At 44.2% G+C, this 22,961-nt stretch carries 24 protein-coding genes and 4 pseudogenes; 3 read left to right on the top strand and 25 right to left on the bottom strand.

Translation table 11 applies throughout. The features are described 5' to 3' along the window. Nucleotides 1-110: 110 nt before the first annotated feature. The 5 genes and pseudogenes from HWQ44_RS02585 to HWQ44_RS02605 form a co-directional block, all read right to left on the bottom strand. Entirely contained in the window at nt 111-245 is a 135-nt protein-coding gene (locus HWQ44_RS02585; protein ID WP_292714349.1) for a hypothetical protein, read from the bottom strand. 123 nt (nt 246-368) lie between these two features. Next, nucleotides 369-918 (bottom strand): annotated as a pseudogene (dps, locus tag HWQ44_RS02590) (DNA starvation/stationary phase protection protein Dps). 79 nt (nt 919-997) lie between these two features. Further along, nucleotides 998-1,750: a glucose 1-dehydrogenase gene (locus HWQ44_RS02595; RefSeq protein ID WP_292714352.1), complete on the bottom strand. Its 753-nt coding sequence runs from the start codon at nt 1,748-1,750 to the stop codon at nt 998-1,000. 113 nt (nt 1,751-1,863) lie between these two features. Next, on the bottom strand, nt 1,864-2,868 hold the full coding sequence (gene tehA, locus HWQ44_RS02600) for a dicarboxylate transporter/tellurite-resistance protein TehA (RefSeq protein ID WP_292714355.1): 1,005 nt from the start codon (nt 2,866-2,868) through the stop codon (nt 1,864-1,866). An 86-nt stretch (nt 2,869-2,954) separates the two neighbouring features. Continuing rightward, entirely contained in the window at nt 2,955-3,239 is a 285-nt protein-coding gene (locus tag HWQ44_RS02605) for a cupin domain-containing protein (protein ID WP_292714357.1), read from the bottom strand. Between the two features lie 42 nt (nt 3,240-3,281). Between HWQ44_RS02605 and HWQ44_RS02610 the strand changes: the two genes are divergently transcribed. Next, a complete protein-coding gene (locus tag HWQ44_RS02610; protein ID WP_292714359.1) occupies nt 3,282-3,413 on the top strand; it encodes a hypothetical protein in 132 nt (43 codons plus the stop codon). A 52-nt stretch (nt 3,414-3,465) separates the two neighbouring features. Here HWQ44_RS02610 and HWQ44_RS02615 read toward each other — a convergent pair whose 3' ends face one another. From HWQ44_RS02615 to HWQ44_RS02645, 7 genes and pseudogenes are all read right to left on the bottom strand, one after another. After that, nucleotides 3,466-4,023 carry a DsbA family protein gene (locus HWQ44_RS02615; RefSeq protein ID WP_292714362.1) on the bottom strand — a complete coding sequence of 186 codons (558 nt, stop codon included), beginning with the start codon at nt 4,021-4,023 and terminating at the stop codon, nt 3,466-3,468. Between the two features lie 288 nt (nt 4,024-4,311). Further along, nucleotides 4,312-4,557 (bottom strand): annotated as a pseudogene (locus HWQ44_RS02620) (response regulator transcription factor); the annotation flags it as partial. Further along, nucleotides 4,534-4,665: a hypothetical protein gene (locus HWQ44_RS02625; RefSeq protein WP_292714469.1), complete on the bottom strand. Its 132-nt coding sequence runs from the start codon at nt 4,663-4,665 to the stop codon at nt 4,534-4,536. The pseudogene HWQ44_RS02620 and the gene HWQ44_RS02625, both read right to left, overlap by 24 nt. Nucleotides 4,666-4,792: 127 nt before the next feature. Then, nucleotides 4,793-4,896 (bottom strand): annotated as a pseudogene (locus HWQ44_RS02630) (disulfide bond formation protein DsbA); the annotation flags it as partial. 237 nt (nt 4,897-5,133) lie between these two features. Beyond that, a complete protein-coding gene (locus HWQ44_RS02635; protein WP_292714365.1) occupies nt 5,134-5,763 on the bottom strand; it encodes a response regulator transcription factor in 630 nt (209 codons plus the stop codon). Nucleotides 5,764-5,829: 66 nt separating this feature from the next. Continuing rightward, entirely contained in the window at nt 5,830-6,405 is a 576-nt protein-coding gene (locus tag HWQ44_RS02640; protein WP_292714466.1) for a sensor histidine kinase, read from the bottom strand. Next, nucleotides 6,293-7,168 (bottom strand): PAS domain-containing protein, encoded by an 876-nt coding sequence (locus HWQ44_RS02645; protein ID WP_292714368.1) that lies wholly within the window; start codon nt 7,166-7,168, stop codon nt 6,293-6,295. The genes HWQ44_RS02640 and HWQ44_RS02645 overlap by 113 nt, the downstream gene beginning before the upstream one ends. A gap of 102 nt (nt 7,169-7,270) precedes the next feature. Between HWQ44_RS02645 and HWQ44_RS02650 the strand changes: the two are divergent. Next, nucleotides 7,271-8,808 (top strand): annotated as a pseudogene (locus HWQ44_RS02650) (IS66 family transposase). Between the two features lie 155 nt (nt 8,809-8,963). After that, nucleotides 8,964-9,494: a 2'-5' RNA ligase family protein gene (locus HWQ44_RS02655; protein WP_292714371.1), complete on the top strand. Its 531-nt coding sequence runs from the start codon at nt 8,964-8,966 to the stop codon at nt 9,492-9,494. A 77-nt stretch (nt 9,495-9,571) separates the two neighbouring features. Here HWQ44_RS02655 and HWQ44_RS02660 read toward each other — a convergent pair whose 3' ends face one another. The 13 genes from HWQ44_RS02660 to HWQ44_RS02720 form a co-directional block, all read right to left on the bottom strand. After that, complete coding sequence (locus HWQ44_RS02660) at nt 9,572-11,014, bottom strand: NAD(P)-binding domain-containing protein (protein WP_292714373.1); 1,443 nt, start codon at nt 11,012-11,014, stop codon at nt 9,572-9,574. 279 nt (nt 11,015-11,293) lie between these two features. Continuing rightward, nucleotides 11,294-11,521, bottom strand: coding sequence for a hypothetical protein (locus HWQ44_RS02665; protein ID WP_292714376.1), 228 nt, complete (start codon nt 11,519-11,521; stop codon nt 11,294-11,296). Between the two features lie 61 nt (nt 11,522-11,582). Then, entirely contained in the window at nt 11,583-12,641 is a 1,059-nt protein-coding gene (locus HWQ44_RS02670; RefSeq protein ID WP_292714378.1) for an ABC transporter substrate-binding protein, read from the bottom strand. Nucleotides 12,642-12,646: 5 nt separating this feature from the next. Beyond that, nucleotides 12,647-13,720, bottom strand: a complete 1,074-nt coding sequence (locus HWQ44_RS02675; protein ID WP_292714381.1) for an aliphatic sulfonate ABC transporter substrate-binding protein — start codon at nt 13,718-13,720, stop codon at nt 12,647-12,649. A 277-nt stretch (nt 13,721-13,997) separates the two neighbouring features. Then, the gene (locus HWQ44_RS02680) at nt 13,998-14,846 is read right to left on the bottom strand and encodes a MetQ/NlpA family ABC transporter substrate-binding protein (protein ID WP_292714384.1); all 849 of its coding nucleotides are present in this window, start codon (nt 14,844-14,846) and stop codon (nt 13,998-14,000) included. Nucleotides 14,847-14,962: 116 nt separating this feature from the next. Then, nucleotides 14,963-15,619: a methionine ABC transporter permease gene (locus HWQ44_RS02685; RefSeq protein ID WP_292714389.1), complete on the bottom strand. Its 657-nt coding sequence runs from the start codon at nt 15,617-15,619 to the stop codon at nt 14,963-14,965. Nucleotides 15,620-15,704: 85 nt separating this feature from the next. Beyond that, complete coding sequence (locus HWQ44_RS02690; RefSeq protein WP_292714391.1) at nt 15,705-16,895, bottom strand: LLM class flavin-dependent oxidoreductase; 1,191 nt, start codon at nt 16,893-16,895, stop codon at nt 15,705-15,707. A gap of 101 nt (nt 16,896-16,996) precedes the next feature. After that, on the bottom strand, nt 16,997-18,235 hold the full coding sequence (locus tag HWQ44_RS02695) for an acyl-CoA dehydrogenase family protein (protein WP_292714393.1): 1,239 nt from the start codon (nt 18,233-18,235) through the stop codon (nt 16,997-16,999). A gap of 21 nt (nt 18,236-18,256) precedes the next feature. Continuing rightward, nucleotides 18,257-18,400, bottom strand: coding sequence for a hypothetical protein (locus tag HWQ44_RS02700; RefSeq protein ID WP_292714396.1), 144 nt, complete (start codon nt 18,398-18,400; stop codon nt 18,257-18,259). 324 nt (nt 18,401-18,724) lie between these two features. After that, on the bottom strand, nt 18,725-19,522 hold the full coding sequence (locus HWQ44_RS02705; RefSeq protein WP_292714399.1) for a class I SAM-dependent methyltransferase: 798 nt from the start codon (nt 19,520-19,522) through the stop codon (nt 18,725-18,727). A gap of 83 nt (nt 19,523-19,605) precedes the next feature. Beyond that, nucleotides 19,606-20,943: an LLM class flavin-dependent oxidoreductase gene (locus HWQ44_RS02710; protein WP_292714402.1), complete on the bottom strand. Its 1,338-nt coding sequence runs from the start codon at nt 20,941-20,943 to the stop codon at nt 19,606-19,608. 18 nt (nt 20,944-20,961) lie between these two features. After that, complete coding sequence (locus HWQ44_RS02715) at nt 20,962-21,828, bottom strand: MetQ/NlpA family ABC transporter substrate-binding protein (RefSeq protein ID WP_292714405.1); 867 nt, start codon at nt 21,826-21,828, stop codon at nt 20,962-20,964. Between the two features lie 104 nt (nt 21,829-21,932). Further along, nucleotides 21,933-22,910 (bottom strand): ATP-binding cassette domain-containing protein, encoded by a 978-nt coding sequence (locus HWQ44_RS02720; RefSeq protein WP_292714408.1) that lies wholly within the window; start codon nt 22,908-22,910, stop codon nt 21,933-21,935. Between the last annotated feature and the right edge of the window lie 51 nt (nt 22,911-22,961).

Genomic DNA, 22,961 nt, shown 5'->3' on the forward strand with positions numbered 1-22,961 from the left:
TGCTCAAAAGACTAGCTGCTAGCTAGCTAAAAAAGATATCAAATGGGTTCTATAGAGTACTTCTACGCACAACTTTCACGTCGCGCATATCGTTGCAACGCCAATTAAGGTTAATGAACTTTAGCTTGAGGCTCCTCTGCCTTTGCAGCTTCAATAATCAGATTTGCGACTTCAGTTGGATGGGAAACCATTGAGACATGGCTTGATGGTAATGAAATGACGGTTGCCCCGATCCGCTTTGCCATAAAACGCTCTAGTTCTGGTGAAATCATGCGATCGTTGATGCAGTAGTAAAACCTAAACCTACTAAAATCCCTACATTTAATAATTTTCGGCGTGTAAATAAGTTATTCTTCATCAATCACTCCTCACGTTTGGTCTGCACGATCCTGGTTCTGAAATGAGGTTTGCAGATGGGCTTCTAAAAACCACAACCGCTTGTCTATCGCTCGTGAAATCTCAATAAAGAGCTCGTTGGTATCCATGTCACCCAAATTATTTGTTTTTTCAATGTTTTTACGGAGGGATTTGGCGTAAATTGCCAAGCTGATCGCCAAGTGCAATGACATGCTCTGTGCCATCAACAGCATCGAAGGGATACTCAGGCAGTTCCGATTCTTTGGCAGCAATCCGGGCGGTTCCCAGTGCTTTCCCCCCCAATGTTGCGATCCGTTCGGCAATCAAATCAATAAATTCTTCAACTTCGGAAGCAATTTCATCAAACAGTAGATGCAGTTGGTAAAAATCTTTACCTTTGACATTCCAGTGAGCATATTTGATCTGGGTCTTCAAGTCGATCGCAGTTGCCAAGCTTTGATTGAGTAAAATATTTACTTGCGATCGCATTTCTACGGGAATATCAATTCGGGTTGAGTAAACTAAAGATTTAGTCTCATTTTGCTTAGTTGTTGCAGTCATAAGTCCTACTTCCAAGATGTTGTTTTGTAATCAGTAAACGTTTAGGGAAACACAAGTATGGCCTCCTCCGCAAGCACATTTAAACTTGTGCCATACCACCATCGACAAACAGTTCAATGCCGTTTACAAAGCTGCTGTCATCCGAGGCAAGGAAAACAACCACCTTAGCAATTTCGTCCGGTGTGCCTACCCGCCCCAGGGGGATAGTGTCAACCTGGCTGGCCACAAATCCCTGTACCTGTTCCTCACTCAATCCCAAGAGATTGTAGCCAGGAGTCGGAACCACACCGGGGCTGATGGCATTGACGCGAATCTTGCGCTCTTTGAGATCGAGTGTCCAGTTACGGGCAAAGGAGCGCACAGCAGCTTTGGTCGCGCTGTAAACGCTGAACGCTGGAGTGCCTTGAATGGAAGTGGTCGAAGCATTGAGGACGATGGATGAACCCTCTGGCATCAACGGCAGTGCTTTTTGTACAGTGAAGAGTAAACCTTTGACATTGGTATTAAAGGTCTTATCGAAATGCTCCTCGGTAATCGAGCCGAGTGGGGCAAGTTCGCCGCCTCCAGCGTTAGCGAAGAGGATATCGAGGTGTCCTTTCTCCTGCTTAATCGTAGTGTAAAGACGATCGATATCTGCGAGATTGGACACATCACTCTGAACAGCAGTGACATTTTCTCCAATTTTCTTCACCGCAGCATCAAGTTCGTTTTGACGACGACCAGTGATAAAGACGTAAGCGCCCTCTTTTACAAACCTCTGTGCTGTCGCAAGTCCAATCCCACTGTTACCACCCGTCACCAGTGCGATCTTACCTGTAAGTTTACCCGCCATAAAATTTCTCCGTTTGTGTGAATTTTGTATTGATGTTTGCCTTCAATGCACTAGACAATTACGCAATCTGTCTTGTTATATGAGAAACTATAAAAGTCGCTAAACGATACCGCTTATTGACTGCGATCGCCTGTCGCAGGCAATGGTAATAGTTTCCCTTGCAGCAACAGCCGTACTGTTCCCAGAGCAATGCTGCCAATCACGATATTTGCGCCAACGAATAGCAGCACTGCCAGCTTTTCCATCACTCCGGTCATGCCGCGTTCAACTAAGCGCAGGGATGACAGCGACAGGGCGGCAACGCCGAGGGTGAATGCCCAGTAGGACGCTGAAAAGAGTTGTTGAAACAACCACGGTAGTAGCCGCAATAGAATCAACGCCTGTAAAAGTCCATAGCCAAAGAGGATCTGGGCAAAAGCATCAGGCTGACCACTGGTGATACTCAAATAGGCAACACAGCCAACGACAGGGGGTGCTAGTTGAATGCCCAGCGTTGGGCGCAGTGGTTTAGGCAGTTCTTCAAACAAATACAGCCGATGGATGATGATGGACTCCAGTGCCAGCCATGAAAACAGCCCCGCTCCAAAAAACAACGCGCCCCACTCTCGATAACCAAGCGCACTAGCAACGATCGCACTGACAAAACCACCCGCGACTGTAGGCAGGTAGAGAACTGGTGTAATCGTTTCTGGCTTACGCCCTCCCATCCATAGCTGACCGGAACGATACACGCCAAAACTCAACTGACCAATTGCACCCACAACGAATAATGCAACGGCGATCGCACGAGAGTAGGGCGCGATCGCCAGTGCCACAAGCACCGTAGATACAGGCACCAACCCGATAAAGCAACACAAAACAGGATGCTCAAACTCAGCTAGGGCATCTGCTCTCGCCCACAGCCATTTGCTGACATAGAGCAGCAACAACACGAGCCAGATTGCAACTGCAAGCAGCATAATTGCTTCGCCAATCCAGGCAGGGAGATGCCAGAGTTTTGCAGCTACTCGCCAGCAACTACCCAATCCCGCTAAACCCAGAATCATGCTGAAAAAGGAAGCAGGAATCGTGATGCGATAATCTTTTAATACGGTAGGCTTTAGACGTGATTTTCTCATGGTCTAGCTTCCTGGCAGCAATAGAGAGATGCAAGCGAGATTCGTCCCCAAAGTGAGTACTTATCGGAGTGCGAACCAACATTACCTCATACCGAGGGTAAGGCTCCGGGCGGCCCCAGAATTTCGTCGCCGATCTCGGTGGAAATGCGATCGAACAGCGCCATGTCCGGTGCTTCTGTCTCATCCTGTGTACCAACTGCTGCGATTAGCCGAGCAAAGCCACTCGGCGCAGCAACCACCAACCCGCGAGTTGGCCGATCGCTGAGTGCGGCGACTACGTGGGGTGTACCAGCAGGAATCAGGAAGCTTTCACCAGCATTCAGCACAACTTTGTTTTCAGCCGCCCAAACCGTGAACTCCCCTTCTAGCACGTAGAGTTGTTCGGAATAGCGCGTGTGGCGATGGGGGGGTGTTTGTGTGCCGGGAGGGAAGTAGCCTTCGATCAGATCGTACCGACCTCCGGTAGTGGTGCGATCGGCAATGATGTTGAGGCGAGTGCCAAAAAGCTAGAGAGATTGTGCCATCAGATTCTTCCTGTTGATTAATTGCTTGTGTAATAAGCAGTAATTTTGGCTATGTGGTTAAGAATCAAGAAACTTAATGACTTGCAGTGATAATAGCTGCCATCAACTGCTCAATTTTCCAGCGTTCGCTATACCGAATTCCATTAATAAACAGTGCTGGGCTAGCCGTTACTCCACTGTTTAATCCACTTTCAATATCTTCATTGATGCGATCGATGTAGACTTTTTTAGATATATCTTGGAGAAATTGAGAAATATCAAGTCCTAGATTATTGGCATACTCCACGAGATAGCCATTTCCTAACTCCTGTTGATGGCTGAACAGCATTTCATGCATTGGCCAAAATTGACCTTGGACAGCGGCAGCTTCAGCAGCTTCAGCAGCACGTTGAGCATGAGAATGAATCTCTATCTGTGGAAAATGACGGAAGATGAAACACAAATAATTCTCCCCCAAAGAAACACTAAGCTGTTGCCCAATGACTTTAATCAGTCTGTAAACGTCCCCACTTTGAGAACATTTATAGTCCCCATACATCACCAGCACTACTGTGGCATTCAGCACGCCTTTTATATGATCTTGTGTTGAAGATGGGACAAATAACAAACTGTGGTCACGGTCAAATCTCACTGAATACCTCCGACGGTTATATGTTCAGCGCCAGCGTTGAGCATACAACCCTCTTTCTATTTTCTTTGTGTCAGGTAAACTTAGATATTGCAACTAAATTGCTCTCAATGTTTGCCTGAATTCAATATATGCAATTAACTCTAACTTGTCGTCCACTCAGAGTTGAAACTTTTGGACAATACAATGATTGATGAATCAATCCATATATCAATGGAAGGTTCGCTCCAACTAAGGTTTGAATTTAGATTCCAACTTTAGTTGGATGCCTAAGCCCTAAGCATTATCTTTTTAGTGGACAAGACCTGATCGCAGCGCTCGGATTGCTGCCTGAGTGCGATCGCTTGCACAGAGCTTCTTCAAAATATTGCGAACATGGGTTTTCACCGTACCCGTACTAATGTACAAATTTTCGGCGATTCCATTATTGCTTTGCCCGTCAACAATCAGTTGTAAGACCTCTAACTCGCGCTCAGTTAACGGTTCAACAATAAGAATTTGTCTGTATTCTGGTTAGATCGCTCTAATTGCAATTGTTCCAGCGTGGTTGCTGCCATCAGCTTGAACAGGATTTGCGTGTTGAAGTAATCTAGCGACCTCCTGGGCGACAGCAGTTAGTGCATGATTGATAGGAGAATTTCCCAAAAAGTTAACCTAAATTGGAATTGTGGAATACTCAAAATTATCTTCAACTAGTAATGGCATACGTGTTATAAAATTATCCTCAACAAGACATAGATTGATCTTGTAAAAGTTAGGAAATATCAAGTTATAGATTATTGGCATACTCTACCAAATAGCCATTTACCAACTCTTGTTGATGAGTGAATAGCATTGCATCTGCCAAAATTTAACTTGGACAGCGGACGCTTCAGCGATACTGCAAGTAAATTGCTCTCAATATTTGCCTGAATTAAATATATGTAATTAACTCTAACTTGTCGTCCACTCAGAGTTGAAACTTTTGTACAATAAGATGATTGATAAATCAGTCCATCTCAAAAATGAAGATTGTCTCCAACTAAAGTACTAAGTAAATAGAATTATGGAAGAGCAATACTTTATCGCTCTTCGCACTCTTTTTTTGGCGAAGGTATTGTTAAGTTACATTACTTACAAATTGACAATCCCCCGTTTAACAGCAATAATCACGGCTTGAGTCCGATCGTTGACTCCCAATTTACTTAAAATTCGATTAATGTGAGATTTAACGGTGCTTTCACCAATATTCAAAGTACTGCTAATTTCTAAGTTACTCATTCCTTGCGCCATTAAACGGAGTACATCTAGTTCTCGCTCACTCAGTTCTGGATTGCTCATCCTCTGTACCAGTTTTGCGCCAACTTCGGGTGGAATATACTGCTGACCGCGATGAATAGTGCGAATGGCACTCAGAAGTTCGTTGGGTTTAGTATCTTTGAGCAAATATCCTTTAGCGCCTGCCTGTAATCCGCGATAAATATCTTCATCACCATCGTAGGTTGTCAGCACAACAATTTGAGCAGCTTTAAATTCAGCACAAATAGCAGTAATGGCTTCAACTCCTGCCATTTTGGGCATTCGTAAATCCATTAGTGTGACATTAGGTTGGTATTCTCGAAACGCGTTGATCGCCTGCTGCCCATCTTCAGCTTGAGCAATCACCGTCATCTCTGCATCACGGTTAATGATGGTTGTCAATCCTTGCCTGACAATGGAATTATCGTCAACAATCAGAACCCGAATACTCGTTGATTGGCTCATAATTATTCAGAATTAGAAATTGAGCTACTACAGGTATTGTTTGTAATCAGTGCATTTTTTATATTCTCACTCTCGATTTACAATGACAACAATTTCTGTTCCTTGCCCAGGTTGGCTCTGAATACTCAGTTGCGCTCCAAGGTGTTCTGCTCGCTCGCTCATTCCCAGCAATCCAAATCCGCCAACCGATGGGATCGTAGCAACCCCGAAACCTCGTCCATCGTCTTTAACGCGCAGAATAAATTGTGTATTATCATACACCAATTCGACACGAATTTCCGCAGCATCAGCGTATTTTATGGCATTGGTTAATGCTTCCTGTCCAATTCGTAGCAAGTTATTTTCAACCTCGGCTGGCAACGAATAGGCTGTGCCTTTGATTTCGTAGATCACAGAGGTATCAGCAGCAGCTCTCATTTGAGTCACAAGGCGATGAAGGGCGCTATGTAAATTGCCCTCCTCCAATAGCTGAGGACGGAGTGCTGACACCGATCGCCGTGCCTCAGAAAGCCCAATGCGTGCTAGTTCATCAATCATTTCCAGATGTGCCTGTGTCGCTTCTATATCGTCCGCTAGCACTTGGGTTGCAGCTCCTACTTGAACAAGAATGCCTGTGAAGGACTGTGCCAGCGTATCGTGAATTTCTCGTGCCATGCGGTTGCGTTCTTCCAGAATTGAGGCGGCTTCGGCTCGTTTTTTTTTGTTCACGCAGCGCAGCATTTCGCTGTTCGCTAATATCAAGAATCACACCCAACATTTTCACAGGCTGGCCAGCTTCGCTATAGATGCCTCGACCTCGACTGACTAACCAATGAATACTGCCATCCGGGTAAATCACTCGATACTCAGCTTCATAATCGGTTTGGGTTCTCAGGGCTGCCATAATCCTTTGCTCAACCGAATCTATATCCTCTGGATGAATGCGATCGCGCCACGCCTGATAACTACTCTTTACGCTACCGGGAACAAACCCCAGCAATCGGAAGTGGTTATCATCCCAGTCCACGGCATCCTCTATAATACTCCAGTTCCAACTGCCGATGTAGGTGAAGTCCATTGTCAGTCTGCGTTGCTCTTCACTCTGTCGCAGGGCGTTTTCAACTCGTTGGCGTTCTTCAATCTCCTGCGAAAGCAGTAACGTTCGCTCGGTAACTTGTTGTTCTAACGTTTGGTTGTACTCAGCTAGCAGTTTCTCCGCTTGTTTGCGCTCGGTGATATCTTGAAAGGCGGCGATCGCATAAACCACCTTGCCCTGTTCATCAAAGACAGGAGTACCCCATGCCTCAACTGGAATAGTTGTGTTGTTTTGGTGAATATCTGCATCATCAGCCCTCGTGCGCTCGCCACTCAACGCCCGAATGATTGGCAGTTTCTCTGTTGGATAGATTTGATTCGTTCCCGTCACATATAGTTGATAAACCTCTGAAAGTTGCTCCGGTGGTAACCGTTCACAGGATAGGAAACGCTACAGTCAAAAATGGGGTACTGAGGTGGTAGATTAAGAGGCATGGATGAAAACTGCCTCGCCTACGGAATTGAAATTTCCGACTCAGATTGGGAAAAGACTCCACCCAGCATCAAACAACTGGTGGAGAAAATGAGGCAGCATATAAAGCAATCAGAAAAAAGGCTGGCGGAACTTGAGGCCAAACAGCAAGAGTTATTAGAAAAAATCAATTGCACATCAAAAAACTCCAGCATTCCCCCATCGTCAGATCCACTTCATGCCGAAAAAAAACCAGAAAAAAAGAAGAGTGGTAAAAAGCGAGGGGGCAACCAGGGCACAAGGGTCATAGTCGATTTTTGTACGATGTGTCCGAATGTTCAAGTGTTTTAGACCACCATCCAAAGACCTGTAGCTGTTGCAAAGAAATATTATTGGGAGAAGATGCCAATCCTTACCGCCACCAGATCGTAGAAATTCCCCCTATTAACCCAATCATCGTAGAACATCGCCTGCATCAACTAGTATGCCAGCAGTGTGGAATTTTAACCCGTGCAAAATTACCACAAGACGTGCATCCAAGTGGATATGGTGTGAGAGTAGTAGCTCTTGTAACCGTATTGAGCGGACTGTATCGCCACAGTCAAAGAATGGTACAGAGTTCAATGCAAGATATATTTGGCGTTTCTATGTCTTTGGGTACAGTCAACAACTTGAGATTTGAAGCCTCTTTCGCAGTGGAAAGTGCAGTTGAGTCAGCAAAAATATACGTTCAAAACTCGCGTGTAGTTGGGGCGGATGAAACAAGCTTTGTGCAAGGAAACGTTGATGGGTGCAATTCTAAAAAGAGTCAAGCTTGGCAATGTGAGGCAGTAACGCCTCTGGTAACATTTTTTCAGATTGCGCTTTCCTGTTGTTCTGATGCTGCCCGTAATCTCCTGGGCGAAGACTTTAGCGGTATTTTAAATTCAGACCGATATGCAGCATACAACTGGGTAGGTTTGTCACAGCGACAATTGTGTTGGGCACACTTAAAGCGAGAATTCATCAAAATATCAGAGCGTCCCGGAGTTTCAGCTGAATTAGGAACGGCTCTGGTAAAACAACAGGAGAAATTATTTGAACTTTGGCATCGAGTCAGAGATGGAACTTTGAAGCATTGTGAACTTCAACTTTTAGTCCAACCAATTCGTAACTCCATCAAGTTCTCTCTACAAGAGGCTGCCGATTATGAAATTGGTTCTCAAGAAAAAACTCCACTGGCTAAAACTGTTCGCACTTGCCGCCAAATACTGAAAGTTGAACCTGCTTTATGGTTATTTTTGACGGTTGAAGGTGTTGAACCAACAAATAATGCTGCTGAGAGAGCCATACGTCCTGCTGTTATATGGCGACGTACTAGTTTTGGCTCCCAAACCCAGGCGGGTAGTCGTTTTGTGCAAAGGATGTTAACTGTTGTTACTACTTTAAAGTCTCAGCGTCGAAATGTTTTGGATTTTATGATAATATCAGCAGTAAGCGCTGCACGCACTAATTCGCCAGCCCCTTCTTTACTTCCTGAAGTCGCTGATTCTTCCGACCAAGTAATAAATGCTGCCTAATCCCCATTGCTGAGATCCGGTTATTTACCTTTATTCAACCTGCTGGAATCTCTGGCATTTATCCCTGCAACTGCTTTATCCAAAGAGAAGCATTGTCTTTTAATCTGCGATCACCCCGTGGTCGATTACATAAATGTTCGTGATTGTACTCAAAAATGGTGCGAAGTTTATTGGTTGTGAACTATCCGACGATTTCTGCTTTTGACTTCGCCTGGATTCAGAATGTGCGAAAGCAGCACGATGAACTGTATTTACAAGTTATTAATCCCCACTTTACCTTGGTGTTTCCCGCGTTCAATTTTTTAGAAGCGCCATTCATTAACCATGTGCAGCAGGTAACGCAAAAAACCCAAGCTTTTGACTTTGTTATTCGGTGTGCCGTCTTGAGCAATGATGTTTTCAGCCAGTATACACACGTATTCCTAGTGCCTGACGAAGGTTATAGCAACATCGTTAAGCTGCACGATCGCTTATATACAGGAGTGCTAACTAAAGAGTTACGTCAAGACATCCCATTCATTCCCCACATTGGAATTGCTAACTCTCGTAATCCCCAAGAGTGCAAGCGTGTAGTTGACGAGCTAAATGCACAGTCGTTTGAGATCACTGGCAGAGTGGAGAAGCTTGATGTGATTTGGTACGAAAATAATAGAGTCGGTACGATTGAAAAGATTACGTTGGTTTAGAGTGATAAATAGCGATCGCATCTTGGTGCAGACCATTTTAATTCACATTAGGCGTGAATTATAAACGCTACACAGATTTAGCTGACTGCCACCTTGGCTTGCTGTTTCCATACCGCGTCTGCATACAATAATGTATCGAAGTCCGGCGAAATGTTGCCGCTAGTGATCCGGGCTTCGTGTAATGACCAGTCAGCAAAGAACAAGTCATGGCTGATGCGTGCCACTACTGCTGGCACATCGCGTCGGATACTAGGTACGTCGCCGATGGGCAGACCGAAGCTTACGAAGCCAGCAGGATTGAACACATGGATGTCCTTCAGATACGGGGCGTTGCCAGGTACTTTCTCTTGGTATTCATGGGCGCTGCCAAGGTAAGGGTAGGTGCTGAGTTGCTGATCACGCTGGTCGACTGGGGCTTCATAGTGATCGCGCCAGAGGGCTATGTGATGTGCAAATTCGGCGAGTTCCGGCCGCTTTGTCGGGTCAACAAAGTAGCCAGTACCAGCGATCGCAAAATCGAACTCGAAAACATGATCATTTACCTGAGCGACGATGCGATCGCCCTGGCTATCAGCGGCTTTCCAAGGTGCAGATAAGTGCAGGTAGAAGTTAGAGAACGCTATTACCCGCTCGATTGCATCTGGTGGTGGTGTAGAGCCAACCTGATTAAACCGCCAAGCTTGGAACCAGCGAGCTGCATCAGGTAGTTGTGGATAGTTATAGTAAGCGCCAGGATAACCTCGCAGGCGATTCACTGGCACAGATGCGATCGCTGACCGCCGCGCGAACAAATGTACTGCTTTAGCGCCTGATTCAAGTGCCACTCCTGCCGCATCAAAAGCCGAAGCCGCAGCACCCAGCACTGCTACTGTTTTGCCACGCAGTTCACTGAAGTCGATTTTATCGGCGGTATGTGCATATAAAGTGCGTGGCAGAGATGCCAGTACAGGCGGTATATTTGGGCCACCAGTGCCAGCTACACCGTTGGCGAAGATAATTTTACGTGTGGTTTCCACCTGGGTGACACCGTTTACTTCTAGGTGCAGACGAAAGAAACCTGCGTCCGGCTCAATCCGCACCAACTTCGTCTGATACCGAACTGGAATGCCCAGAAAATGCCGATACCAGCTGAGGTACTCAGCCCACGCCACTCGTGGAATGCGGTCAATCGCTGCGTATGCCTCAACACCATGCCGTGCCTCGTACCAAGCTTGAAATGATAGCGCCGGAATGCCCAGTTCTGGCCCTGGCAGGTTTTTTGGTGTGCGTAGCTTTTTCATCCGCGCCCGCGTCAGCCAGACGCCAGCATGAACTTCGTCAAGAGCCTCATCGATGACTGTTACGTGGCCAATGCCGGCACGCCGCAGGGCAAATGCGAAGGTGCTGCCACTGCCACTACCGCCTACTATCGTCACATTGTGGTCAATGCCTGAGCGATCGCTCACCCAGTTTTCGGGATTGGGGCCGAGTAGGCGCAACGCCTCATGTGCAGCAAAATCGAGGTCAGTCGTTGTTGTCATGTCGGTATTTGAGGATGAAATGAGATTTTATCGAGATTAGTGATACTGAAAAGCATAATATCATGAGGAACTAATAATTAGTTAAGCTAATATTAAGCTTTACGAATAAAATAATTACTAACTGTTAGCGAAGTGGTGCTGATGTCACCCAAATACTTGAAAGAAGCTACCCCAGCAAAGCTGTACTGCACATTACAAATTAGTTGAAATTTTCTATTAATTTGAGTAGCGAATAAAACTTATCTTTATTTATTGGCGATGCCTGCGGTATTTGCTAGCCTACACCTTTAAAGAAAAACTTTTTAGTTTGCTGAAAATCCCAAATCGTTTTATCTCCTGCTTAAGAACACGCTCACGATCAGCAGATTCTTGTGGTGGTAATTCCCAAATATCACGGATCTCATGTTCTTCGTGATCTGTTAATTGGAGATGATGTGGTAATTGAGACTGTTGTCCAAATAACCAAGGTACTCCATTTAATAATTCTCTTTCTATTCCATGAAACATATTTTTACCCTTATTAAAAATAAGGTGATTTTGGCATTTAGCTTTTTACTTCTTGCTACAATTATTGGCATTTGGCGATATCTTCGTTAAAACTGCTATCCCAAAGTTGTTTTACATCAACTTTTGTGGGAATTACACCCGCTTGAAAAAAGGTATCAGCAACCTTTTGCTGAGAAGCAATAGCTGCATCAGAAACAGGAAGTAATTCTTGACGACGCTGTTGTTGTCCTTGCTTGGCATCCTGATAAACGATGCCTTCATCAACATCAATGGTAGTTGCATAATTCTTCGACCATTGCTTGAGATTAGATTCCCGCCAAGTTTGAGATTTCTGCAAACGACAGAGAAAATCAGCGATGTCTACTTTCTTTTGGGGATCAGCGATCGCATTGGGTGAAGCAATAATTACGAAGTTACCACTCAAAATATCTTTTGCAGATTCCAGCACCCGCGCCCCTTCTTTTTGGGCTTGGGGGATGGAGTAACCGTAGGTAGCCCAACCATCAAGCTGTCCTTTACGAAAAGCAGCTAGTCCATCGGGTATTGATAAAGGAATTGCATTGATATCCTTCATTGTCAGCCCGACTTTTTCCAACATCTTAATCAGGAAGTAGTGGGCTGTTGTAGCTTTCACGTAACCCACTTTCTTACCTTTGAGGTCAACGATGGTTTTAGCAGTCGAGTCCTTGGGTACGAGTACAACTTGACCAACCGTCGGCCCTTTGAGAGTGGCAATAATTTTTACAGATGCTTTCGATTCAATCGCAAAAATTGGCGGAATTTCACTAGCAGAGGCCAAGTCAATCGCACCAGCATTGATTGACTGTACCATCAAATTACCCCCAGTAAACTCAGTAAATTGAGTTTGATAAGGGAAATTATCTAGTCCAGCTAACTTTAAATTTAAGTCCCAGCCACCTTTATATTTAGCAACATGCAATTGAGTTGTATTCGACACTGCGATTTGGGATGGACTAGGATTAGCAGCGATCGTTGTTGGACTGGTAGACTTAACCTCTGAGCAAGCTGTTGTTGCTACTAACAAGCAACCCAGAGGGAAGAAAAAATTCTGCCGCAGCCAATTGGTAAACACGTTAATTTTTGGGTATATTCTTGTCATCTTTCCTACCTAACAGCAGTAGTTTCTAAGGGACATACTGCCGTTGTAATATCTACTCGTTGCGGAATAATTTTTTGCTCTAGTAACCAGTCGGCTGTTTTCTGAAGCTTGGCAATATCTTCAGTATTAGGAAATACGTAAGACTCTGGGCCTCGATTTTTAGTCACCTGCTTGGCTACCGCATCAGAGACTTTTAGCTGTTTAACTAAAAAATCTGATGCAGCATTAGTATGTTGATTTAACCATTCACCATCCTCACTCAAAGCAGTGAGAGCAGCTTTCACGGCTACAGGATTTTCTTTAGCTGCATCAGTACGAACAACCATAATGCCGTAGGTAGGAGCAGGGTGTGTAGTGGTGATTCTTCGCGCCTTATGTTCTAATTCCGCGATGGAAATATAAGGTTCCCAAACTGCCCACGCATCAACAGAACCTTGATATAAAGCAGGTGCGGCGTCATTCGGTGATAAATAAACTCGCTGGACTTTATATGAAGAAATATTTTCTTTTTCCAAAACTTTTAATAACAGATATTCGCCAGCACCACCTTGATTAACTGCAATTTTTTTACCTATTAAATCAGTCGGTTTGCGAATGGGAGAATCACCACGAACTAAAATAGCACTACTCAAAGAATCTGGACTAGGGCGCTGTACAGAACCAATACAAAGAGGTTGTCCAGCAGCAATTCCAGAGATGGAAGGAATATCACCACAGCCGCCAATATCCGCTCGATTACCATTGAGAGAACTTAAAAGCGTAGCGCAACGGTCAAATGGCCCACTCCATTCAACTTTAATATTTTGCGTTACTAACTGACGCTCTAGCTCACCCCGTTGACGTGCAATGGGAATAATCCCACCTTTTTGGTAGCCCAGCCGAATCACATTGTTTTTCTCTGTAGTTTTGGTGGTGAGAGTTTTTGAAGAAGAATCTGAATTAGCTGCGACATTGATAGCTGTTTGTTGACCACAACCAGAAGCTATCAAAGCAATAAAAAATGTTGTGATCGCAATGTTCTTACTGTCAGAGCATTTTTGTTTATATTGAAAGCAGTGTTCTTTTAAATAATTCACCACAATTGAATCCTTGATATCAATTTTTAGGAGTTTAAGCAGCTATATCTATGATGACATTAAGTAAATACGATAATTCGATCGATTTACAGTAGTATATGGAAATAAGATACCACCTTTTGATGATCTGTTCAAATATAATCAATATTTATTTATCTTTGACTATGAGAATTTAGTGCAGGTATTTTTATGTGAAGCTACACTCAATTAGTGAGAAAATCAACTGTAAAAGAACCATAGATACAAATATCAAAAAAATCTTCGGTTTGAACGACAATCTCTAAAAAACTGGTATAATCCTGCCTTTGTATTCTTTGTTGATAAAATCCTTGACATTTGGATGGACTAGTAGTTTGTTTAGCTTTTGAATCTTTGGTTCATTTTCTCGACCTTGTAATGTAACTAATGCAAGAGCGTATTTCTTGTCTTTAGCTGTTTCTTCACCCATAGAATTAGGTTCTATGCCTGCAAGTGCAACAGTTTGAGCAGAAGATACAATGAAATCTACATCATTAATAGCTCGGACAACTTGTACACCTTCTACTTCCTTGATTTGCAAGTTTTTCGGGTTAGCAGCAATATCTCTTTGGGTCACGAATTTTTTAGGATTTTCTTTTAATTTAATTAAACCGTTAGTTGCTAATAACCGTAATCCTCGGTCATTATTGATAACATCATTAGCAATTGTCACAGTTGCATTTTGGGGAATTTCGCTTACTGATTTGAAATTTTTAGAAAAAAGACCAAGTGTGTTTAAATAAACTGTATTCAATGCTACTAAATTTAGATTTAGTTCTTTACTAGCATTATTCATGAAAGGTCTGTGCTGAAAGAAATTAGCATCAATAACCTTATCTCTCAAAGCTGTGTTGGGTTGTATCCAGTCATTAAAGGTAACAACTTGAATCTCTAAGCCTTCTTTTGCTGCTATATTGTTATTCACAAATTTCAAAATATCCTGCGAGAGGATACCAGTTACCCCAACTTTAATTACTTCTTTTTGCTCTTTTTGGCTAATTGTTTGCGTATTGTTAGTAGAGCTTTGAGGAGATTTTTGGCTACAACTAGCAAAAATTAAAGAGCTAGTAAGGGAACCTAAAGCTGTTAAGAAAAATCTGCGTCTATTCATAAAATTTTTAATTAGTGTAAATTGTAAATAATCAATGCTGAAATGCGATTAATCGCGTCTGTACAAGAGTTAAGAATTATATTTGTCTCTCTGCTCCCCTGCCTCTTTGCCTTCGTTCAGCGTTTTCTCATCCGCTGTGCGATTAAATCACCTATAAATTGAATAATTTGTACTAGTGCAACCAAAACCACAATGGTAGAAAACATTACCCCTACATCGAAGCGTTGGTAGCCGTATTGAATTGCCAAATTACCTAATCCACCTCCACCCACAGCCCCAGCCATCGCGGAAGAGTTAAGCAAACTCACAATTAGAATCGTCATTCCTAATATCAATGAAGGCAAAGCTTCGGGAATCAATACTTTGAGAACGATTTGCCAATAATTGCACCCCATTGCTTGGGCAGCTTCTATTAGTCCTTTATCAACTTCTAAAATGCTGGTTTCAGCGATGCGACCAAAAAATGGAATGGCGGCGAGAGTTAGGGGAACTAAAGCAGCTGTGCTACCAATGGAAGTGCCAACAATTAGGCGAGTGAGTGGTGTTAAAACCACAAGCAGAATAATAAAAGGAAATGAGCGTCCAGTATTGACGATCGCACCCAGTACTTTATGCACTTGGGGAAAATCTAGCAAGTTTGCGGGGCCTGTCATCACTAACAACAAGCCCAAAGGTAAGCCTAATACTATTGCAACCAGGGTAGATATACCCACCATGTAAAAAGTTTCACTAGTGGCTAGCAACAAGCTTTGTAGTAATTCTTGTCCTTGCATTCATGCACCTCTCAACATAAGTTTTAGCGAATGGACTCAAATAAACTTTGCGTTCCTCCGCGCTTACCTCTGTGTTCCTCTGCGTTTAAAACCTAAGTCCAGCCTGCTTCAGTAGTGGTAAAACACGCTTCCCAAAGAAATCGAGATCCGGCTCGAAATCGTAGAAGGCAAGCTGAAAGCCATCAACACCAGCTTTATTCAGTTGCAAAAGTTGCTCGGTGATTTGTTCAGGTGAACCGATTAACTGCACATTACCGCCGATCGCACTGCCAACACCATGACGCAGATTTCCCTTCTGATGCCCCCTCCAGGCGTGTGCATCGCTGCTAACGCCAGAACGTCCAGTAATTGACTCATAATCGGCATGATCGATAATCGCCTGAGCATATTCTTCCGCCTCTTTTTCAGTTTCACGCACGACAATAAGCGGATTTAGGAGAGTGCGGACTTGTCTAGCATTAGCGATCGCTGATTGTTTGACGCGGGCTGTATGGGCGGGTAACGACGACAAGGCGCTTTCTATGTCACCGCCAGCCGGACTGGTGATAAATACGATATCAGAATGGCGACCTGCAAACTCGATACCAGCATCCGAACCGGTGGCGTTAACTAGGATAGGACGACCATAAAGCGGGCGGGGGCTGATGTAAGCATCCTTAAACTGCCAAGAACTCTGACTTTTGTAAGAAAAATTCTCTGTTTCCGACCAGAGTCGTTTGAGGACAGTGACAAATTCATCAGCGAGTTCATAGCGGCGATCGTGTTCGATTTGGCTCCAGCCGAACAGTTCATGTTCATAAGCCCGGTGTCCGGTGACAACATTAATTCCCCAGCGACCTTTAGAAATGTGGTCAAGTGTCGCACCAAATTTAGCTAGATGGATGGGATGCCAAGGCCCGTAAAGGACGTGAATTGTTGAGATTAAGAGAATACGTGAGGTAATGGCAGCAAGGGAAGCAGTAGCGATGAAGGCATCTAAACCTGCTTCTGTCCGAGTTGGCCCTTGTCCGCCCTTCGGCTGCCATGTAGAATAGCCGAAAACAAGGTCAAAACCTAGCTCTTCAGCTTTTTGGGTCAGTTTGGCATTGTAATCAAACGACCAGTCTGTAGTACGCGGGAGGTTAGAAGAACTCCAACCACCGTGATGAATCGGTAAGAATAGCCCTAGCAATATTGGCTGCCGGAGAGCTTGGGATAATGCGCTTTGGGGATAGTCTGTGGGACTAGCGATCGCCTCTTTACTTGCTCCCAAAAAAGTAGTGTCAATTGTACTCATAGTTCCTCTCAACGGTTTCGGTTGGCTGCAAGATCCCCGACTTCTGATAGATACTCATAAAGTGGTTTCCCGGATGTTAGAAGTCAGGGATCTGAACAAAATTAGAAGAATCCTCGTTGCGGCAATGGTGTACCGTTGATCTCGTAGTCGCCGATCGCACGAGCCTTAAAATGATTTGGATTGTGTGAGGACAAGGTGCGGGCGTTGCGCCAGTGACGATCAAAGTTGGAGCTTTTCTTTGTTGTGGAAGCCCCACCAACTTCAAACAGCAAAGTGGCTGAACGTAGAGCCAAATCATCAACAATCAATTTGGCTTTGGATGCACTCAGAGAAGTTGCCAGTGCCGCAGCCGTCTCTGCCTCTTCACCCTGAGCTTGGGCAGCAGGGAGGCGATCCAGACCATCAGCTGCTGCTAAAACGATCGCTTCGGCAGCAAAGGCATTGGCGGCAATCTGCCCGACAGTCTGCTGCAAGATTGGGTCATCTGCTGCTTGCTCGGATACAGCATGGTAGAAAGTCCGGGGTCGGGTACGAACGAGGGTTGTTGCATCGCGTAGAACGCTGCGAATAATGCCAGCATTGATTGCTGTTAAAAATAATTGCGGGACGATGTTATAGGGTAGGTTGTCTTTGTCTGTGTCTGTCTCAAAAATTACTTCATCCGCCTCTACACGAACATTCGTGAAGATAGTCGTTCCCGTACCTGTAAGCCTTTGACCGAAGCCATCCCAGTCATCCACAAGGTCAATGCCCTCGCGGTTGGTGGGAATGAGTATAAACGCTTTGGTGCCATCGGGTACTAGCACACGCACGAAAATCAAGTCTGCATAAAGGCTGCCAGTGCTGTAATACTTTGTCCCATTTAGACGATAGCCATCGCCATCGGGTGTTAATTTTGTATTCGCGACTTGACCACCACCAGATCGCTTAACTTCCAGTTCGGTCGAAGCGAGTCCAATAATCGCGCCATCGACGACGGCTTTGAGCCAGCGACGATTCCTTTGGGTGCGCTCAGAACGCAAAATTCGCTCTGTTACAGAGAAGTGATTCCGTACAATGTGAGCGACATTTGGATCGGCATCCCCCAGCCGAATCACGACCTCGAATAGTTCGCGTGCCGTGCTACCACCACCACCTTCGGCAACGGGGATTCGCAATGCACCCAACCGGGAACGCCGGATCAATTCCACCACATCATAGGGAAGGATGCGATCGCGATCGCGCTCACTTGCCCCCAGAGCAATAAAATCAAAAAGCTGCTGGAGTTCCGGTGAGTTTGCTCTCACAGGAGCCGAAAACTGAATTGTCGTATCTGCAAGTTTCTCTGGACTCTTAATCATTAGTTTCTATCTCCGAATATCCTATGGAAAATCTATGTTGGTGAGTGGTGAGGCAATTCCTATTTCTGGGTGACGCGACTTTAGCACTACAAAGTTGAAGAATGTTTCCAGCCTTGAGGCAATTGCATCTGGTAACATATTCAAGCCACCGACTGCACTCGACAAAAACCATTCCTCTGTAAGGGTTTTAGATGTATTTAAGTTTTATAAAATACTAAAAATCTACCGAGTTACCGTAGTTTGATACTCCCAAATTTTCCCCAAGTTGTCAATCTGTTTTAACGTCTTTTTGCAGGAAAGACTCAGAGTTGAAAAAGGGACTGGGGACTGGGGATTAGGGATTGGGGACTGGGAAAACTTGGAAGGGGATTCAGACCCCAACCAAGTTTTAAAGAAAACTCTTCCTAGCCCCCAGTTCCCAGTCCCCAGTCCCGGTAACAGTCTCCCTTACAAAACGTAACTGTTATGTGCAAAATGATTTAGATAAGATTAGAGTAAATGAGCTACGTATAAAGTAGTTAAATAACCTTTCGTAATTTGACCATTGAACTTGGTATTAATTAATTCAGCGATCGCATGAAAAAAACGCACTTTTGTAATGCGCTCTAAATTTAGATGACCGGAGTAAGTATTTAAGAGGTTGAGATAACTTGCACTGTTGTATGTTGCATCCCATCGATAAGAGCGATAGATTACTTTGCCAAACAAACCTGTTTGCTCAATCTCACTTGTTTTATTAGGGACTTCCTGCTCACGCAAAGGAGGCTCATCGTCTTTAAGCAGTTGAGGAGCTAAACTTTGATATAGCTCCTGTACTTCTTCAAAGAAGCCATTACTAGCATCACTATATACATGTTCATTCCAAAATAGCGCGATCGCTCCTGAAGATGTGAGGACTTGAGCCGTTTTTTTGTAAGCAATACTTGGGTCAAGCCAATGGAAAGCAGTCGCCGAAATCACTAAATCAAAAGCATTTTCTTGGTTCACCCAATCCTCAAAAGCGATGTTACGCACTTCTACTTGCGGATAAGCAGCCAGATTTTTTTGGGCAACCGTAGCAAGATTCTCACCCAACTCAATGCAGAGTATACGATAACCCTGGCGGGCAAAGGGCACAGTTGCCTGACCAGTACCACAACCAATCTCTAATATCCTTCCGTCTGGAGTGATTTCTGAGAGAGACACCACATCGTCAAAAAGCGCTTCTGGATATCCTGGTCGAACTTGATCATACAACAGTGCTACTTGATTAAAAGTGGTTCTTAAGTGACTTCTTTCATCTGTCATGTGTTTGTGGTCATACTATAATTTGACAAATGCTTAAGGCTTAACATCTATTGGAGTCAAAGCAGCATACTAGCGATCGCAGTTTACACCAAACTAGTCTGGAAGAAGCGGTTGACAGGGCGCGTCAGTCCCAGATTTTCGCGCAGCGTCTTGCCCTCATACTCTTGGCGGAAAATCCCACGTCGTTGAAGTTCTGGCACAACTTTATCGACAAAATCATTCAATCCTTCAGGAAGAAAAGGGAACATGATGTTGAAACCGTCAGAGCCTTCCTCAATCAGCCATTGCTCCATATCATCAGCGATGCTTTGGGGTGTACCGACGAAGGCCAGTCCGCCGTAACTGCCAATGCGTTGCGCCAGTTGTCGAATAGTCAAGTTCTCACGTTGCGCTAAGGCTATTACTCTTTCTCGTGAAGAGTGACCAGCGTTAGTCGATGGGATTTCTGGCAAGGGGCCATCGGGATCAAAACCCGAAACGTCGTAGCCAAGGGCACTATTTAGGCTAGCGATCCCACTGTCATAATGTACTAGGCTATCTAAATGAAGACGCTTGGCATGTGCCTCGGCGATGGTTTCCCCCACGATGACTAAAGCACCTGGAAGAATTTTTATGCTGTCTGGGTCACGGCCAATTGCCCGCGCCCGTCCCTTAATGTCTGCAAATAAAGCTTTGCCAGCTTCCAGATTACCAGCAGGTGCAAACACAGCCTCGGCAGTTTCGGCAGCTAATTGCCGACCCGCTTCGGATGCGCCTGCCTGAACGATTACCGGCCAGCCTTGGACAGGTCTGGCGATGTTCAATGGCCCTCGCACCGAGAGATATTTTCCCTGATGATTCAGAACGTGAAGCTTTGCAGGGTCGAAATAAATCCCTGCTTCCACGTCCCGAATAAACGCATCGTCAGCAAAAGAATCCCAAAGACCTGTGACAACATCATAAAATTCTCTAGCTCGTCGATAGCGTTCGTCATGCTCTACCTCTTCTTCTAATCCAAAGTTGAGCGCTGCATCTGGATTGGCTGTGGTGACGATGTTCCAGCCAGCGCGACCGCCACTAATATGGTCGAGAGACGCGAAGCGGCGAGCAATGTGGTAAGGCTGGTCATAGGTCGTGGAAGCGGTGGCTACTAGTCCGATGTGTTCGGTGACACTGGCGAGGGCAGAAAGTAGAGTGAAAGGTTCAAAGGATGTGACAGTATGGCTACGCTTTAATGCGTTGATTGGCATATTCAGCACCGCTAAGTGATCAGCCATGAAGAATGCGTCAAACTTGCCTTGCTCTAGTTTCTGGATGAATCGTTTCAGCGCTGGAAAGTTGAAATTAGCGTCAGGCAAAGCCCCAGGATAGCGCCAAGCGCCTGTATGTATGCTTACCGGGCGCATAAAAGCACCTAGTTTTAATTGCTTCAATCTGCTCATCAGTCCTCCGTATTAAGTTTAAAATACAGGTGCAATCGTCCCCTTGAAGTAATTATTGATATAGTCTTTCAATTTGGGATCGACAACCAATTGATTTAGTTTTTGGATGTTGGAATCATTTGCTTTTGATTGTACAGTAGCTAAACCCACCGCATAATTTTTGTTAGCCATGCCAATCTCGTCTAATACAATGGGATTTAGAGATACCTTTGCTTGCACAAGGAAGGATGCAGATGTCACAGCTAAATCTAGATCGTCCAACGCTCTAACAATAGCGTAATTGTCTAACTCCTTAATTTGGAGATTTTTGGGATGCTTAATGATATCTTTGACGCTGTAATACTCCCCTGGCTTTTCTTTTAAATTGATTAAGTCGATGTGTTTCAGGAATTTCAAGGCGCGGTCTTGATTGCTATCATCATTAGAAATAGCAATTGTTGCCCCTATAGGAATTTCATTGAGTGATTTTATTTTTAGTCGTTTTGAGTAGAGTCCGGTTATGGTGGTATAACTGCGATTTAACATCACAAAATCCGCGTTAAGTCTTTTGGCAGCTTGTTTCATAAACGGTTCATGCTGAAAAAAATTAGCATCAATTTCCCCACTCTTAAGAGCATCGTTAATTTTTACTGAATCAGCAATAGTGATGATTTGAAAATCTAAGCCTTGGGTGGAAGCTATTTCTTTTTGAATTAACTTTAAAATATCTTCAGTAGTGGTATTTCGAGAACCGACTTTGAGTACTGCTATCTTAGCTAATTGGCTGACTAATTGACTCGGAGATGAATTTGGTTTTGGTGTACAACTGGCGAAAAGAATGGATGCGATCGCTAACCCTATTATTAGGATAAAATAGCAGCGATAAAACTTTGGATAATAAAACATGATAATAATTAGGAGTTTGTAATTTTTAATAAAGGCTATAAAGGAAATTCTGTAATTGAGAATGTCAAATTTAATTTTGATTTTTCTCCCAATCCCTACCCAATTCAATGCACCTGTACTTCAAATTCTGCTTCGTGTAAATATTTCAAAGCTTGAGTTACCTTTTGACCTTCTAATTCAATGTGAAATTGACCAACTCGGCGATCGCCTACTGTTTCAACACTCCCACTGAGGATATTGACATCCACATCAAAATTACGGGCTAGGGTGGCAAAAATCGGTTGGCTGGCTTGTTCTCCGGCAAAGGCGATCGTGGCAATAACTGCACCAGGCTTTGGTTTATAACCATTGCGATGGGGAAAAAATTCCTGTGAAAGAAATGATTCTGGCTTGGCAATTAAATCGCTAACATATCCCTTTTCCACAATCTTGCCAGCATTGAGTACAGCGACACTATCGCAGATTTGCTTGACTACAGCCATTTCATGGGTAATCAGTAAAATTGTCAAACCCATGCGCTTGTTCAAGTCGCGCAATAAATCTAAAATTGACCTCGTAGTTTGCGGATCAAGTGCTGATGTCGCTTCATCAGAAAGTAAAACTTTTGGTTCTCCAGCCAAAGCCCTAGCAATACCTACTCGTTGCTTTTGACCACCAGAAAGTTGTGCTGGATAAGCATCAGCCTTACCTGTCAACCCAACAAGTGAAATCAATTCTTCCACTTTGACCCGGCGTTTCAGTCTACTGTAACCCATCACTTCCAGAGGAAAAGCAATGTTTTCCACAACAGTTCTGCAACTTAGTAAATTAAAGTGTTGAAAAATCATGCCAATATGTTGACGAGCTTGACGTAATTTATCTCCAGAAAGTTTTGTCATCTCCTGTCCGTCAACTACAACCGAACCCGATGTCGGTTTTTCTAACTGATTAACACAACGAATTAAAGTACTCTTACCTGCACCACTTTGACCTAAAACACCAAAAATTTCTCCTGGTTTGACGAGAAGACTTACTCCATCTAAAGCTACAACTTTCTGGCTGCTTTGGTTATAAATTTTGCGGACATCAGTAAATCCGATCATCTGAAAGTTTCTCCATAATAAAAGTCTCTTAGCATCAAAAAAAGAAGATTT

The sequence above is a fragment of the Nostoc sp. JL34 genome, assembly GCF_017114945.1.
Classification (GTDB): domain Bacteria; phylum Cyanobacteriota; class Cyanobacteriia; order Cyanobacteriales; family Nostocaceae; genus Nostoc.